This is a genomic window from Streptomyces sp. PA03-1a (genome assembly GCF_033792805.1).
In the GTDB taxonomy this organism is placed as follows: Bacteria; Actinomycetota; Actinomycetes; order Streptomycetales; family Streptomycetaceae; genus Actinacidiphila.
In genome coordinates this window covers 22,392-36,210 of the sequence record NZ_JARAVO010000083.1, presented here as the reverse complement: position 1 = coordinate 36,210, position 13,819 = coordinate 22,392, and the positions used below count along the sequence as shown (strand labels likewise).

Here is a 13,819-nt window from a genome sequence, read left to right as displayed (position 1 = left end):
CTCCGGCCCCCGTGCACGCCGCCCCCACCATGGTGGCGCCGATGACCACGCCGACGCAGGCCCCGCCGCAGGCGCCCCCGGGCCAGCCACCGTTCGGCCAGGTCCCGCCGCCGCAGGCGCCTCCGGGCCAGGTCCCCGGCCAGATGCCGGGTCAGCCGCCCTACGGCCAGCCCCCGTACGGCCAGCCCGCACCGGGCCAGCCCCCGTACGGCCAGCCCGCACCGGGCCAGTCCCCGTACGGTCAGCCCGCACCGGGCCAGTCCCCGTACGGTCAGCCCTCCTACGGTCAGCCCGTCCCCGGTCAGCCGATGCCGGGTCAGGGCATGCCCGGCCAGCCCGCGTTCGGCCAGCCGCCGCAGGCCCCGCACGCCGGCCAGGTCCCGCAGGCCCCGGGCGCCGGTCTGGCGGCCGCGATGCAGAAGTACCGCGAGCTGCCCACCGGCCAGCGCTGGACCCAGCAGAACCCGAAGCTGATGCGCGCCGACCTCTCGCAGGCCGGCGGCCAGCCCGTGCTCGCCCGTCAGGGCAGCATGGTGCTCTACCAGGGCAAGGTCGAATTCGGCTACAAGGGCGCCGGGTTCACCGGCCGCATCGTCGGCAACATGACCGGCCAGGAGATGCAGCTGATGCGCTGCACCGGCCGCGGCCAGGTCTTCTTCGCCGAGGACGCGTCCTACCTGCACCCCATCGAGCTCCAGGGCGACGCCATCTGCGTCTCCGCCGAGAACGTGCTCGCCTTCGACGAGTCCCTCCAGCACGAGGTGCGTCGCATCGAGGGTCACGGCATCCCCGGCGGCGCCCTGTTCACCATGCAGTTCCAGGGCACGGGCACCGTCGTGGTCAAGACCCACGGCACCCCGGTGGTGCTGCCGGTCACCCCGACCACCTACGCCGACAGCAACGCGATCGTCGCCTGGTCGGCGGCCTCGCAGGTGGTGCTCTCCAGCCAGGTGCGGCTGCGCAGGAACGCCTACCCGGGACACAGCGGGGAGACCGTGAACCTGCAGTTCCGGGGCGCCCCCGGCAACTTCATCATCGTCCAGCCGTACGAGGTCTGAGGGGAGCCCGTCATGGACCAGTCACTGACCTCCGGGTACGCCCCGGCACCGGTCACCGCCCGCATGGAGAACCACGGCAGCAGCATGCTGAAGGTGGCCATGCAGAGCGGCCAGGACCTCTTCGCGCGCACCGGTTCGATGGTCGCCTACGAGGGCTTCGTCCAGTACGAGCCCAACCCGCCCGCCGTCCGCCAGATGGCCTCGCAGTGGCTCACCGGCGAGGGGGCACCGATCATGAAGTGCTCCGGCGACGGACTGCTCTACCTCGCCGACTACGGCGCCGACGTCGTCTGCGTCTACCTCAACAACGAGGCGCTGTCGGTCAACGGCAGCAATCTGCTCGCCTTCGACGCCCACCTCCAATGGGGCGTGGAGCGGGTGAAGGGCCTGGCCAAGTTCGCCGGCCAGGGTCTGTTCAACGTCGGGATCTCGGGCACCGGCTGGGTGGCCATCACCTCGCGCGGCACCCCGGTCGTGGTCGACTGCGGCCGCGGCGAGGACGAGACCTACGTCGACCCGGACGCCCTCGTGGCCTGGTCGAGCGGGCTGAAGACGAAGGCGAAGCGCAGCTTCAAGGCGTCGGCCCTCATCGGGCGCGGCAGCGGCGAGGCCTTCCAGATCGGCTTCTCCGGCCAGGGCTTCGTCGTCGTACAGCCCAGTGAGGACAGCACCGACCGCCTCCGAGTCCGGGGCTGAGGGGGAGCGAGACACCATGCAGAGCCCGCTTTTCGGCTATACCGAGGTCCAGACCGAGGACCAGTACGCACTCCAGAACCCGTACCTGCTGAGGGTCAAGCTCGACGGCCGCACCGACTGCCTGGCCCGCAAGGGCGCCATGGTCGCGTACCAGGGCCTGATCGAGTTCGACGGCGAGTACCAGAGCCACGCCCAGCGCACCGCCCGCTACCGCACCGGGGAGGGCCTGGAGCTGATGCGCTGCTCCGGGCAGGGCACGGTCTACCTCGCCAACCTGGCCCAGCACATCCACGTCGTCGACGTGGACCAGGAGGGCCTGACCGTGGACGGCGCCTATGTGCTGGCGCTCGACTCCGGGCTGCACTGGGAGGTCATCTCCGTCGACAGCCAGTTCGGCATCTCCGGCAGCGGCGCCTACAACCTCAACATCTCGGGGCACGGCAAGGTCGCGCTGATGACCTCGGGCAAGCCGCTGCTGATGCCGGTCACCCCGGACAAGTACGTCTCGGCCGACTCCGACGCGGTCGTCGCCTGGTCGTCCTCGCTCCGGGTGCAGATGCAGGCGCAGACCAGTTCCTCAGGCGTCTGGCGGCGGCGCGGCAACACCGGCGAGGGCTGGGAGCTCAACTTCCTCGGCCAGGGCCACGTCCTGGTGCAGCCCAGCGAACTGATGCCGCCGCAGAACGCCCAGCTCGGCGGTGGCGCCGCCGCCCAGTACGGCTTCGGCCAGCAGGGCGCGCACGGGATGAACCAGGGCAACATCTTCAGCAACCGCTGAGCTCCCGCGGCCGGTCCCGCCCCGCGCGCCGCCTCAGAGCAGCGCGCGGGTGCGGGCCAGCAGCGTCCGGACGGAACCGTCCGCGACGTCGGCGACCTCGTCGTAGGAGAACCACTTCAGGTCCAGCGACTCCTCGCTGATCTCCTCCACCGCGCCGGGCGGCGCGACGGCGGCGTACTGCACGTCGAGGTGCCAGGCGCACGGCGTCAGGTGCCGGTCGAGGTTGACCGGCCCGGGACGCAGCAGGGTGAGTCCGCGGATGCCCGACTCCTCGACGCCCTCACGCAGCGCGGCCCCGGCCAGCGAGGTGTCCTCCGGCTCGCAGTGCCCGCCCATCTGCAGCCACATGCCGAGCTTCTTGTGCAGGGTCAGCAGCACCCGTCCGCGCTCGGGGTCCACCACCAGGGCGCTGCCCGTGACGTGTCCCGCGGCGCAGGCCTTCCACATGCCGTCCGGGTGCGCCTCCAGGTGGGCCAGGTAGGTCTCCCGGAGCCGCTCCTGCCCCGTGTCGGGCGCGGACCAGTCCTTCAGGACGCGTACGGCGTCGTCGTGCAGGCTCACTTCTCGTCGTCGTCCTTGCCCTCGTCGGTGCCGTCGTGCTCGTGCTCGTCCTCGTTGCGCCGGACGTCCTTCCCGTGGCCGCCCGCGGCCTCGCCGAGGATCTTGTCCAGCTCGGAGAAGTCCAGCTGCTCGTGGTGGACGAAGCCGTCGGGGTCGTCCAGGTCGGCGGCGGTCGGCAGCATGTCGGGGTGGGCCCACAGCCCGTCGCGTCCGTCGACGCCGCGCGCGTCGGTGAGCGAGGCCCACAGCCGGGAGGCGTCCCGCAGCCGGCGGGGTCGCAGCTCCAGGCCGATCAGCGTGGCGAAGGTCTGCTCCGCGGGGCCACCGCTCGCCCGGCGCCGGCGCAGCGTCTCGCGCAGCGCCCCGGCCGACGGCAGGTGCGGGGCGGCGGCCGCGTGCACGACCGCGTCCACCCAGCCCTCGACGAGGGCCAGGGCCGTCTCCAGACGGGCCAGCGCCGCCTTCTGCGCCGGGGTGTCCTCGGGCTGGAACATGCCCTGCTGCAGGGCGTCCTGGAGCGCCTCGGGGTTCGACGGGTCGAGCTGGCCGACCGCGTCCTCCAGCTTCGCGGTGTCCACCTTGATACCGCGGGCGTACCCCTCGACGGCGCCGAACAGGTGTGCCCGCAGCCACGGCACGTGGGCGAACAGCCGCTGGTGCGCCGCCTCGCGGAGCGCCAGGTAGAGCCGGACCTCGTCCTGCGGCACGCTCAGGCCCTCGCCGAAGGCCTCCACGTTGGCGGGGAGCAGCGCGGCCTTGCCGGCCGGGCCGAGCGGCAGGCCGATGTCGGTCGAGCCCACGACCTCACCGGCGAGCGTGCCCAGCGCCTGCCCGATCTGCGTGCCGAACATGGCGCCGCCCATGGAGCGCATCATGCCGAGCAGCGGGCCCGCCATGGCCTGCATCTCCTCGGGCAGCACGTCGCCCATCGCCGTCCCGACGCGCTCGGCGACCGGGTCGACCAGCTCCTTCCACACGGGCAGGGTCGCCTCGACCCATTCGGCCCGGCTCCACGCCACGGCCGAGCCGGCGCCGGAGGGCATCGACGTCACCCCGTCGAGCCACAGGTCCGCCAGCCGCAGCGACTCCTGGACCTTCGCCCGGTCCGCGGGACCCACGCTGACGTCCTTCGAGCCCTCCGGGGTGCCCTGGGCCACCGTCTGCCGGGCGATGTCCTTGGCCATGTCCCAGTTCACCGGGCCGCCCTCGTACGAGAGCATCTGACCCAGCTGCTGGAAGGCCGCGCCCAGGTCGTTGGGGTTCAGCGAACCGAACATGGCGGCGAACGGGTTGTCCCCGCCGGCGCCGCCGCCGAAGGGACTCCCGCCGCCGTAGCCGAAGGGATTGGCCGGTCCCCGGGAGCCGCCGCCGGAACCGCCGGACTTCTTGCCGTCGTCCCCTTCCTCGGGCTCCTCGGGAGGGACTCCGAATCCGAATGGGATGTCGCTCACGGTTTCCTCGGCTCTGTGTGTTGTGGGCTGTACCTCCAGCCTAGACACCCGTCAGGCAGGATGGCTGCGTACGGACCGCGGTTGCGGACCGCGCACCCGGTACCAGAGACAACCGTGGGAGACACCTGGTGAGTTCCCCAGAACCGACCGTTCGCCCAGAGCGGAGCGGCGGCAGGGCCCCCGCCGGACCTGTGGTCGCCGTCACCGGCGCCGCCTCCGGTGTCGGCCTGCTGCTGGCCCTGCGGCTGGCCGAATCCGACCAGGTCAAGAAAGTCGTGGCGATCGACGAGCGCCGCGGCGACGTCCCCGGTGCCCAGTGGGCGGTGCTCGACGTTCGGGACCCGGCGATCGCCGAGCGGCTGCGCGGCGTGGACGTCGTCGTCCACCTCGCACTCGACCTGGACCTGGAGTCCGACCCCAAGGCGCGCAGCGCCTTCAACGTGCGCGGTACCCAGACGGTGCTCACCGCGGCGGCCGCCGCCGGCGTGCCGCGCGTGGTGCTGTGCACCTCGGCCATGGTCTACGGCGCCCACCCGGACAACGACGTCCCGCTCGCCGAGGACGCCCCGCTGCGCGCGACCGCGGAGGCGTCCTTCGTGGGCGACCTGCTGGAGATCGAGCGGCTGGGCAAGCGCGCCCCCCGCGCGCACCCCGGACTCAACGTGACCGTCCTGCGTCCGGCCGTGCTGGTCGGCGGCACCGACACCGCGCTGACCCGCTACTTCGAGTCGCCGCGGCTGCTGGTGGTGGGCGGCAGCCGCCCCTGCTGGCAGTTCTGCCACGTGGAGGACCTGGTGACGGCGCTGGAGCACGCGGCGCTGGAGAAGGTGGACGGCGAGATGACCGTGGGCTGCGACGGCTGGCTGGAGCAGGAGGAGGTCGAGGAGCTCTCGGGCATCCGCCGCATGGAGCTGCCGCCCGCGGTGGCGCTCGGCGCGGCCTCCCGGCTGCACCGGCTGGGGCTCACCCCCTCCCCGGCGGGGGACCTGGCGTACACGATGCACCCGTGGGTGGTCAGCGGCAGCAGGCTGCACGAGTCGGGCTGGCGGCCGAAGTGGACCAACGAGGAGGTGCTGGCCGTCCTGCTGGAGGAGGTCTCCGGCCGCAACTCCGTCGTCGGGCGGCGCCTGGGCCGCAAGGACGCGGCCACGCTCGGTGCGGCCGGCGCGACGGTCGCCCTGGTCGGCACGGCGGCGATGGTGCGGAGGGCGCGCAAGCGCCGCGGTGTCTGAGCGTCGCCGCGCGAACTCGCTCCGGAAGGGGGTTTCCGCATGGCGGGTGATGGGGCAGCATGAGCGGCATGGCACAGACGCACGACGAACCCGTCCGGCTCATCGCGGTCCGGGACACGGAGCTGTCCGTGGACGAGGTCTTCCGCGCCGTGGGGCACGATTCCGCCGGGGGCACCGCGCTGTTCGTCGGCATGGTCCGTGACCACGACGGCCCGTCGGACGCGGAGGTGACCGGGCTCGGCTACTCGGCTCACCCGGGCGCGGAGGCCGAACTGCGCCGGGTCGCGGAGAAGGTCGTCGCGGACTTCCCGGTCAAGGCACTGGCCGCCGTCCACCGGGTGGGCGACCTGCGCGTCGGCGACCTCGCGGTCGTCGTCGCCGTCTCCTGCCCGCACCGGGCCGAGGCCTTCGCCGCCTGCCGGCGGCTCATCGACGACCTCAAGCGCGAGGTCCCGATCTGGAAGCACCAGGCCTTCGCCGACGGCACCGAGGAGTGGGTCGGCGCCTGCGCCCACTGACCCGCGGGGAGGGCGGTCGCCGCCCGCCTCGCCACTGAGTGGCCCACCTGCGGTTGCGTAACCTGCCACCCGCTCTGAACGTTGTAGCAGCAGAAGATTAGTCTGCTCATAGTTCTTGATCGGCATGCGCGTCCAGGAGGCCGAAGTGGCAGCGCTCGCATGGTTGCTCATCCCGCTGGTCGCCGCGATCGCCGCGGCCGTCTGGGGAGGCTGGGCGGCGCGTACGCGGTCCACCGGGGACGGCGCCTCGCTCGCCGACTACGAGCGTTTCCGCGAGGCCATGCAGCGCACCGGATCGGGCGGCCCGGCCTGAGGCCCCACGGGGCGGCTGCGGGTTCCGTACCGTACTGTCGTTCCATGCCACGCCGCACCGCGACGCTGCTCGCATCGACCCTGACCCTGATAGCGCTGCTGTGTGTCGCGCTCCTGTGGCCCGTGCCGTACGCGGAGATGTCGCCGGGTCCGACGGTGAACACGCTCGGGTCGCACGGCGGGGATCCGGTGCTGCAGATCTCGGGGCACAAGACGTACCCGACCAGCGGTCACCTCAACATGACCACGGTGCGGGTGACGAGCGCGGACTACTCGATGAACCTGGTGGAGGCGGTCGTCGGCTGGCTGGCGCACGACCAGAAGGTCGTCGAGCACGACACGCTCTACCCCAAGGGGCAGACGGCCGAGGAGGCCGACCAGGAGAACGCCGAGGAGTTCACGCAGTCCCAGGACAGCGCGAAGGTCGCGGCGCTCGACGAGCTCGGCATACCCGTCGGCTCCCGGGTGATCGTCTCCGCCGTGGTCAAGGGCGCCCCGGCCGAGGGCGAGCTGCACGCCGGAGACGTGATCAAGGCCGTGGACGGCGAGCCGGTCAAGGCGGCGGGCGACGTCGCATCGCTGGTCACCAAGCACCAGCCGGGGCAGAAGGTGGTCTTCACCGTCGTGCCCAAGGGCGCCAAGGGCGACGCCACCCAGGACGTGACCATCACCACGGCGAAGTCGGACGACGACGGCGATGCCCGGGCGGTCGTGGGCATCCAGGCCGGCGTCGAGCACACCTTCCCGTTCAAGATCGACATCAAGCTGGCGGACGTCGGCGGCCCGAGCGCCGGCCTGATGTTCGCGCTGGGCATCGTCGACAAGCTCACCCCGGAGGACCTCACCGGCGGCAAGTTCGTCGCGGGCACCGGCACGATCGACGACGAGGGCAAGGTCGGTCCCATCGGCGGCATAGACATGAAGACCATCGGCGCGCGGCAGAAGGGCGCCGAGTACTTCCTGACCCCCGCCGACAACTGCGCGGAGGCGGCGACCGACACCCCGAGCGGCCTCACCCTGGTCAAGGTGAAGACCATCGACGACGCCCTGGACGCGCTCAAGGACATCCGCGACGGCAAGACGTCGGCCCTGCCCTCCTGCACGAAGGGCTGAGCGACGGACGCATCCGTACGGCCCGACGGCCCCGGGGAACTCCCCGGGGCCGTCCGCGTCACTCCTCGAAGGTCGCCGCCAGGGCGTCGGCCAGCCCCGGCACCAGCGCGGAACCGGTCAGCACCTCGGTGGGGGAGTCCTTCTCGCGCAGCCGCACCGCCGACTCCCGGGACCCGTCCCGCAGCACGCCCACCGTCATGCGGACCTCCTGGCGGTCAGGGTGCCCGGCGACCCAGCGGGCCAGCGCGGCGTCGTCCAGCCCCTGCGGGATGGACTCCTCCGCGGACGGCGGCAGCATCAGCCGCTCGACGGTGAGCGCGCAGCCGCTGACGACACCGGGCCAGGCGATGGTGGCCAGGAACTCGTCCAGCGCGGCGCCCGGCGGCAGCTCGTCCTGCTCGATCGGGGTCAGCCCCGCGGCCGCCCCGTCTCCGAGGCCGAGTTCCTCGGCCAGCTTGGGCTCCTGTACGCGCAGCGCCGCGGTGTCGACGAGGGCGAAGAGCCGGGCGGGCTGGTCCCAGCCGAGGCCGGACGCGTAGTCGTCGATTTCCAGGACGGCACGGGTGAGCGGGTTCGCGGTGAGCGGCGCACCCTCGGACGTGTTGTTGGACATGCTCATCATCCTGCCTGTTCTGTGACCCGCATCCCCAATCGGGAGCCTTGGGGAACTGAGTAAACGCTGAGTAAGTTGCATCAGTGGGCGCCGGTAGGGCGTCCGACGGAGACCGACACTTCGAGGTGCGCACCTTGGTATTCCAGATGCCGGACCGCGGCGGGGGTCCGCACGGGCCGCGGATCAGAGTGGGCCGCCCGTCGCGGCGAGCCCGGACACTGCTCATGACCCTGGGCGTCCTGGCCGTGCTGGCCATGGCCTTCGTCATGTTCTCGGGTTTCTGGACCGACTGGCTCTGGTACCGCTCCGTCCACTATTCCTCGGTCTTCACCACCACCCTGTGGACCAAGATCGGCCTGTTCTTCGTCTTCGGTCTGCTGATGGCCGCGGCCGTCGGCGTCAACGTGTACCTCGCGCACCGGCTCCGGCCGCCGCTCAGCGCGATGTCGATGGAGCAGCAGAGCCTCGACCGCTACCGGATGGGCATCGCCCCCTACAAGAAGTGGGTGCTGCTCACCGTCTGCGCGCTCGTGGGGCTGATCGCCGGAGCCTCCGCCTCCAGCCAGTGGCGCACATGGCTGCTGTGGACGAACTCCACGTCGTTCGGCACCAAGGACCCGCAGTTCCACGTGGACATCTCCTTCTACGCCTTCGACCTGCCCTGGTACCGCTTCCTGCTGAGCTTCGGCTTCGCGGCGGTCGTGCTGTCGCTGCTGGCGGCGGCGCTGGTGCACTACCTGTACGGGGGCCTGCGGCTCACCTCCCCGGGCGGCCGGGCGACGGCGGCGGCGACCGGGCACCTGTCGGTGCTGCTGGGCCTGTTCGTCACCTTGAAGGCCGTCGCGTACTGGCTGGACCGCTACTCGCTGGCGGTGAAGTCCGGCAACCTCAGGTCGGGCGACTGGACGGGCCTGCGCTACGTGGACGCCAACGCCTACCTGCCGGCCAAGACGATCCTGTTCGCCATCGCCATCATCTGCGCGCTGCTGTTCTTCGCCACCCTGTGGCGGCGCACCTGGTCGCTGCCGCTGATCGGCTTCGGCCTGATGGTGCTGTCGGCGATCCTGATCGGCGGCCTGTACCCGGCGATCGTGCAGAAGTTCCAGGTGCAGCCGAACGAGGCCGCCAAGGAGCAGCCGTACATCCAGAAGAACATCGACGCCACGCGTGAGGCGTACGGCATCGACCACGCCGACGTGACGGACTACTCGGGCACGAGCGGTGACGGCAAGGAGAAGCTGCGCAGCGACGCCGACACGGCGGCGTCCATCCGCCTGCTGGACCCGAACGTGGTCTCGCCGACCTACCAGCAACTGCAGAAGGTGCGCGGCTACTACGCGTTCCCGTCCACGCTCGACGTCGACCGCTACACGATCGACGGCAAGGAGCAGGACACCGTGGTGGGCCTGCGGGAGCTGAACCTTGAGGGCATCCCGCAGCACAGCTGGATCAACGACCACTTCAAGTACACGCACGGCTACGGCATGGTGGCGGCCAAGGGCACCACCACGACCGCCAGCGGCGAGCCGGACTTCACTGAGTACAACCTGCCGACCAAGGGCGACCTCGGGACGTACCAGCAGCGGATCTACTACGGCGAGCAGACCAAGCAGTGGTCGATCGTCGGCGACAAGACCACGCCGGAGATCGACTACACCGACGACAGCGGCGAGAAGCCGTACACGTACACCGCCAAGAGCGGCGTCGGCCTGAAGAACCCGGTGACCAGGCTCGCCTACGCGGTGTCCTTCGGGGAGCCGCAGATCTTCTACTCCGGCGCCGTCGGCGACGACTCGCAGATCCTGTACAACCGCATGCCCAAGGAGCGGGTCGAGGCGGTCGCGCCCTGGCTGACGATCGACGGCGACTCCTACCCGGCGGTCGTCGACGGCCGGATCGTGTGGATCGTCGACGCCTACACGACGAGCAACGGCTACCCGTACTCGTCGCGCACGACGCTGGGCGACACCACGGCGGACTCGCTGACCGACGGGCAGCGCGCCGTGCTGGCGCAGCAGAACCAGGTCAACTACATCCGCAACTCGGTGAAGGCGACCGTCGACGCGTACAGCGGCAAGGTCACGCTCTACCAGTGGGACACCGAGGACCCGGTGCTGAAGACCTGGATGAAGGCCTTCCCGGACACGGTCGAGCCCAAGACGGCGATCGACGACGCGCTGATGGCGCATCTGCGCTACCCGCAGGACCTGTTCAAGGTGCAGCGCGAGCTGCTGACGCGCTACCACGTCACCAAGGCGTCGACCTTCTACAGCGGCAGTGAGGTGTGGGCGGTGCCCAACGACCCCGCCGCCAAGACCGGCAAGTCGGTGCCGCCGTACTACCTGAGCCTGAAGATGCCCGGCCAGAACGACCAGGCGTTCTCGCTCACGACGACCTTCACGCCGAACAAGCGCGAGAACCTCAGCGCCTTCATGGCGGTCGACGCGGACGCGAAGAGTCCGGAGTACGGCGCGATCAGGGTGCTGAAGCTGCCGTCGAACACCACGGTGTCCGGACCGCAGCAGGTGCAGAGCCAGTTCAACTCCGACCCCGACGTGGCGGAGAAGATCAGGCTGCTCAAGGGCGGTGACTCGGAGGTCGAGTACGGCAACCTGCTGACCGTGCCCCTCGACGGCGGGCTGCTGTACGTCGAGCCGGTCTACGTCCGCGGCGCGGGCACCAACTACCCGCTGCTGAAGAAGGTGCTGGTGAGCTACGGCGGCCAGACCGAGTTCGAGGACACGCTCGCGCAGGCGCTCGACGCGGTGTTCGGCTCGGACGGCGGCACGCCCGAGACGCCACCGGAGACGGGCGGGGGCACCCAGCCGCCGGCCTCCGGCAATCCGACGGTCGCCCAGGCCCTGGAGGACGCCCAGCAGGCGTACGACGCGGGCCAGAAGGCGCTCAAGGAGGGCGACTGGGGCGCGTACGGCCAGGCGCAGAAGGATCTCGCCGACGCGCTGAAGCGGGCCCAGGAGGCCGAGCAGCAGGCGGGCAGGCAGGGCTGACGGGGCCCACCCCGCGTCGTGGTACTGTTGTTCCACCGACGCGGGGTGGAGCAGCTCGGTAGCTCGCTGGGCTCATAACCCAGAGGTCGCAGGTTCAAATCCTGTCCCCGCTACTGTTGGAGAGGGCCCGGAGTCAATAGACTCCGGGCCCTTTCACTTGTAGGGGGGAACTGGTACCGCAGAGGTTTCGGTTGGCATCATGTCGGGAAGTCGACAAAACGCTGTAGTGACCTACGAAGTGACCAACTGGGATCGGCTGAACTCTGCAGGTTTGCCGCATACCAGGTGTACTGCGGGTACGGGTGATGCGACGATGGACCTCATGGGGGATGGTGCAAGGCTGCTGAAGACTCGTCAGATCCGGGATCCCGGGTCCACGGGGCGGACGACCGTGCCCGCGGCCGGGGCCGCGCTGGTGCCGGCCGTCGCCGACCTGCTGCCCGCTCCGCGGATGGGCGGTCTCGACGAGGAGCGCCTCATCGAGTCCGACCTCCCGGACGAGGAGACCCTGGAGGCCCGCGAGGAGGCCGAACTCGAGGCGCGCCACCGGCGGGCCGCCGAGCACGGCGACATCGGGGCCATGAGCGTCCTGGGCACCCTGCTGCTGCGCCGCGGCGACCTCGAGGGCGCCGAGCCCCATCTGCGCGGCGCCGCCGCCGGAGGGGACCGCCCGGCCGCCAACAACCTGGGCCTGCTGCTGCACCAGCGCGGCTACGCCGACGAGGCCGCCGCATGGTGGCGCATCGCGGCGGTCGCCGGTTCCGCCGCGGCCGCGCACGCGCTCGGCCGGCACTTCCGCGAGCGCGGCGACGAGCCCGGCGCCGAGTACTGGCTGCGCCAGGCCGCCGAGTCCGGGCACACCCTGGGCGCGTACGCGCTGGCCGACCTCCTGGACCACCGGCGTGACGTCGGCGCCGAGCGCTGGTTCCACGCCGCCGCCGAGCACGGCCACCGCGAGGCCGCCTACCGGCTCGCCGGCATCTGCGCCGAGCGCGGCGAGGAGCGCGAGGCCGAGCAGTGGTACCGGCAGGCCGCCGCCCGCCGGCACCGCAGGGCCGCCCTGCGCCTCGGCACGCTCCTGGAGGAGCGCGGCGAGTTCGAGGAGGCCAAGCGCTGGTACCTGACCGCCGCCCGCGACGGGGAGCCGCGCGCCGCCTGCGCCCTCGGCTTCCTGCTGCGCGACGCCGGCGACGTCGACGGGGCCGCCACCTGGTGGCGGCGTGCCGCCAACGCCGGCGACGGCAACGCCGCGAACGCCCTGGGCGCGCTGCACGCCCAGGAGGGCGAGACCCAGACCGCCGAGCGGTGGTACCGGGCCGCGCTCGAGGCGGGGGACATCAACGGCGCCTTCAACCTCGGTCTGCTCTGCGCCGGTCAGGGCCGCACGGCCCAGGCCGAGCAGTGGTACCGCAAGGCCGCCTACACCGGGCACCGCGAGGCGGCCAACGCGCTCGCCGTGCTCCTGCTGCAGCGCGGCGACGCGGCGGGCGCCGAGCCCTGGTTCTCCAAGGCGGCGGAGGCGGGCAGCGTCGACGCCGCCTTCAACCTCGGCATCCTGTACGCCGGGCGGGGCGACGACGCCACCGCGCGGCGCTGGTACGAGCGCGCCGCGGCCAGCGGCCACGGCGAGGCCGCGCTCCAGGTGGCCATCGCCTTGCAGAAGGAGGGCGACGCGCACGGCGCCGAGCGCCACCTGCGCTGCGCGGCGGGCGGCGGCAGCCCGGAGGGCGCCTTCCGGCTCGGCGCGCTGCTGGACGGGCAGGGCACGCAGGAGGCCGAGGGCGAGGCCGAGGAGTGGTACGCCCGCGCCGCAGGCCAGGGGCACCGCCGTGCCCAGGTGCGGCTCGGCATGTGCGCCGCCAAGCGCGGGGACGTCGTGGACGCCGCCCACTGGTACCGGGAGGCCGCCGAGGGCGGCAGTCGCAACGGTGCCTTCAACCTCGGGCTGCTCCTCGCCCGCGAGGGCGCGGAGCCGGAGGCCGCCCTGTGGTGGACGCGTGCCGCGGACGCGGGCCACGGACGCGCCGCGCTGCGGCTGGCGCTGCTGGCCGCACGGCACGGACAGCTCGCGGACGCCCAGGCGTGGTGCGCCCGCGCGGTGGAGTGTGGCCCCGCCGAGGTGGCCGAGCGGGCCGCCCGGCTGACCGACGCCCTGGAGCACGAGCTGTCCGCGTGAGAAGCGATTTGCGCTGCTCAGCGCCGGGAGGGTAGTCTAAAGACACAACGACGCGGGGTGGAGCAGCTCGGTAGCTCGCTGGGCTCATAACCCAGAGGTCGCAGGTTCAAATCCTGTCCCCGCTACTGAAGAGAGGGCCCGGAAGCCATGGCTTCCGGGCCTTTCTCGTATGCGTTGGGTACAGGCCAGGCATGGTTCGGGCAAAAGGGTGCCGACGATCCTGGGCCCGCCGGCGCCGGCGCGCGATCCTGAGGACAGGCCCTCAGGCGGCGCGAGGAGGCGGGGTTGCTGCGCAGGCGGCGT

At 71.8% G+C, this 13,819-nt stretch carries 12 protein-coding genes and 2 tRNA genes; 11 read left to right on the top strand and 3 right to left on the bottom strand.

The annotated features are described in order from the left end of the window. The 3 genes from PV341_RS20110 to PV341_RS20100 form a co-directional block, all read left to right on the top strand. Positions 1-1,058: AIM24 family protein (locus tag PV341_RS20110; RefSeq protein WP_500358601.1), on the top strand; the 1,058-nt coding region annotated here is incomplete at its 5' end. Positions 1,059-1,070: 12 nt separating this feature from the next. Continuing rightward, complete coding sequence (locus tag PV341_RS20105; protein WP_500358600.1) at positions 1,071-1,754, top strand: AIM24 family protein; 684 nt, start codon at positions 1,071-1,073, stop codon at positions 1,752-1,754. Between the two features lie 16 nt (positions 1,755-1,770). Next, complete coding sequence (locus tag PV341_RS20100; protein ID WP_500327925.1) at positions 1,771-2,532, top strand: AIM24 family protein; 762 nt, start codon at positions 1,771-1,773, stop codon at positions 2,530-2,532. 33 nt (positions 2,533-2,565) lie between these two features. Here PV341_RS20100 and PV341_RS20095 read toward each other — a convergent pair whose 3' ends face one another. Then, a complete protein-coding gene (locus PV341_RS20095) occupies positions 2,566-3,093 on the bottom strand; it encodes an NUDIX hydrolase (protein ID WP_500327924.1) in 528 nt (175 codons plus the stop codon). Continuing rightward, the gene (locus PV341_RS20090) at positions 3,090-4,544 is read right to left on the bottom strand and encodes a zinc-dependent metalloprotease (RefSeq protein WP_500327922.1); all 1,455 of its coding nucleotides are present in this window, start codon (positions 4,542-4,544) and stop codon (positions 3,090-3,092) included. Before PV341_RS20090 ends, PV341_RS20095 begins: the two co-directional genes overlap by 4 nt. 128 nt (positions 4,545-4,672) lie before the next feature. Here PV341_RS20090 and PV341_RS20085 point away from each other — a divergent pair, with 128 nt between their 5' ends. The 4 genes from PV341_RS20085 (at position 4,673) to PV341_RS20070 (ending at position 7,719) form a co-directional block, all read left to right on the top strand. Further along, a complete protein-coding gene (locus PV341_RS20085) occupies positions 4,673-5,776 on the top strand; it encodes an SDR family oxidoreductase (RefSeq protein WP_500327920.1) in 1,104 nt (367 codons plus the stop codon). A 59-nt stretch (positions 5,777-5,835) separates the two neighbouring features. Next, entirely contained in the window at positions 5,836-6,294 is a 459-nt protein-coding gene (locus tag PV341_RS20080) for a molybdenum cofactor biosynthesis protein MoaE (protein ID WP_500327918.1), read from the top strand. A gap of 145 nt (positions 6,295-6,439) precedes the next feature. Further along, positions 6,440-6,607, top strand: coding sequence for a hypothetical protein (locus PV341_RS20075; RefSeq protein ID WP_500327916.1), 168 nt, complete (start codon positions 6,440-6,442; stop codon positions 6,605-6,607). 44 nt (positions 6,608-6,651) lie between these two features. Beyond that, entirely contained in the window at positions 6,652-7,719 is a 1,068-nt protein-coding gene (locus PV341_RS20070; protein WP_500358598.1) for a YlbL family protein, read from the top strand. Positions 7,720-7,777: 58 nt separating this feature from the next. Here PV341_RS20070 and PV341_RS20065 read toward each other — a convergent pair whose 3' ends face one another. Continuing rightward, positions 7,778-8,332, bottom strand: coding sequence for a PPA1309 family protein (locus PV341_RS20065; protein ID WP_499513849.1), 555 nt, complete (start codon positions 8,330-8,332; stop codon positions 7,778-7,780). A 146-nt stretch (positions 8,333-8,478) separates the two neighbouring features. Here PV341_RS20065 and PV341_RS20060 point away from each other — a divergent pair, with 146 nt between their 5' ends. The 4 genes from PV341_RS20060 (at position 8,479) to PV341_RS20045 (ending at position 13,641) form a co-directional block, all read left to right on the top strand. After that, on the top strand, positions 8,479-11,340 hold the full coding sequence (locus tag PV341_RS20060; protein ID WP_500328045.1) for a UPF0182 family membrane protein: 2,862 nt from the start codon (positions 8,479-8,481) through the stop codon (positions 11,338-11,340). 39 nt (positions 11,341-11,379) lie between these two features. Beyond that, a tRNA-Met gene (locus PV341_RS20055) sits at positions 11,380-11,453 on the top strand. Between the two features lie 338 nt (positions 11,454-11,791). Then, positions 11,792-13,516: a tetratricopeptide repeat protein gene (locus tag PV341_RS20050; protein ID WP_500328044.1), complete on the top strand. Its 1,725-nt coding sequence runs from the start codon at positions 11,792-11,794 to the stop codon at positions 13,514-13,516. A gap of 51 nt (positions 13,517-13,567) precedes the next feature. After that, positions 13,568-13,641: transfer RNA gene (locus PV341_RS20045), tRNA-Met, on the top strand. Positions 13,642-13,819 lie beyond the last annotated feature (178 nt).

Bases quoted from the DNA above. Each gene is read 5' to 3' on its own strand.
- PV341_RS20105 (WP_500358600.1), top strand. From the start codon at position 1,071: ATGGACCAGTCACTGACCTCCGGGTACGCCCCGGCACCGGTCACCGCC.
- PV341_RS20100 (WP_500327925.1), top strand. From the start codon at position 1,771: ATGCAGAGCCCGCTTTTCGGCTATACCGAGGTCCAGACCGAGGACCAG.
- PV341_RS20080 (WP_500327918.1), top strand. From the start codon at position 5,836: ATGAGCGGCATGGCACAGACGCACGACGAACCCGTCCGGCTCATCGCG.
- PV341_RS20070 (WP_500358598.1), top strand. From the start codon at position 6,652: ATGCCACGCCGCACCGCGACGCTGCTCGCATCGACCCTGACCCTGATA.
- PV341_RS20065 (WP_499513849.1), bottom strand. From the start codon at position 8,332: ATGTCCAACAACACGTCCGAGGGTGCGCCGCTCACCGCGAACCCGCTC.
- PV341_RS20060 (WP_500328045.1), top strand. From the start codon at position 8,479: ATGCCGGACCGCGGCGGGGGTCCGCACGGGCCGCGGATCAGAGTGGGC.
- PV341_RS20050 (WP_500328044.1), top strand. From the start codon at position 11,792: ATGGGCGGTCTCGACGAGGAGCGCCTCATCGAGTCCGACCTCCCGGAC.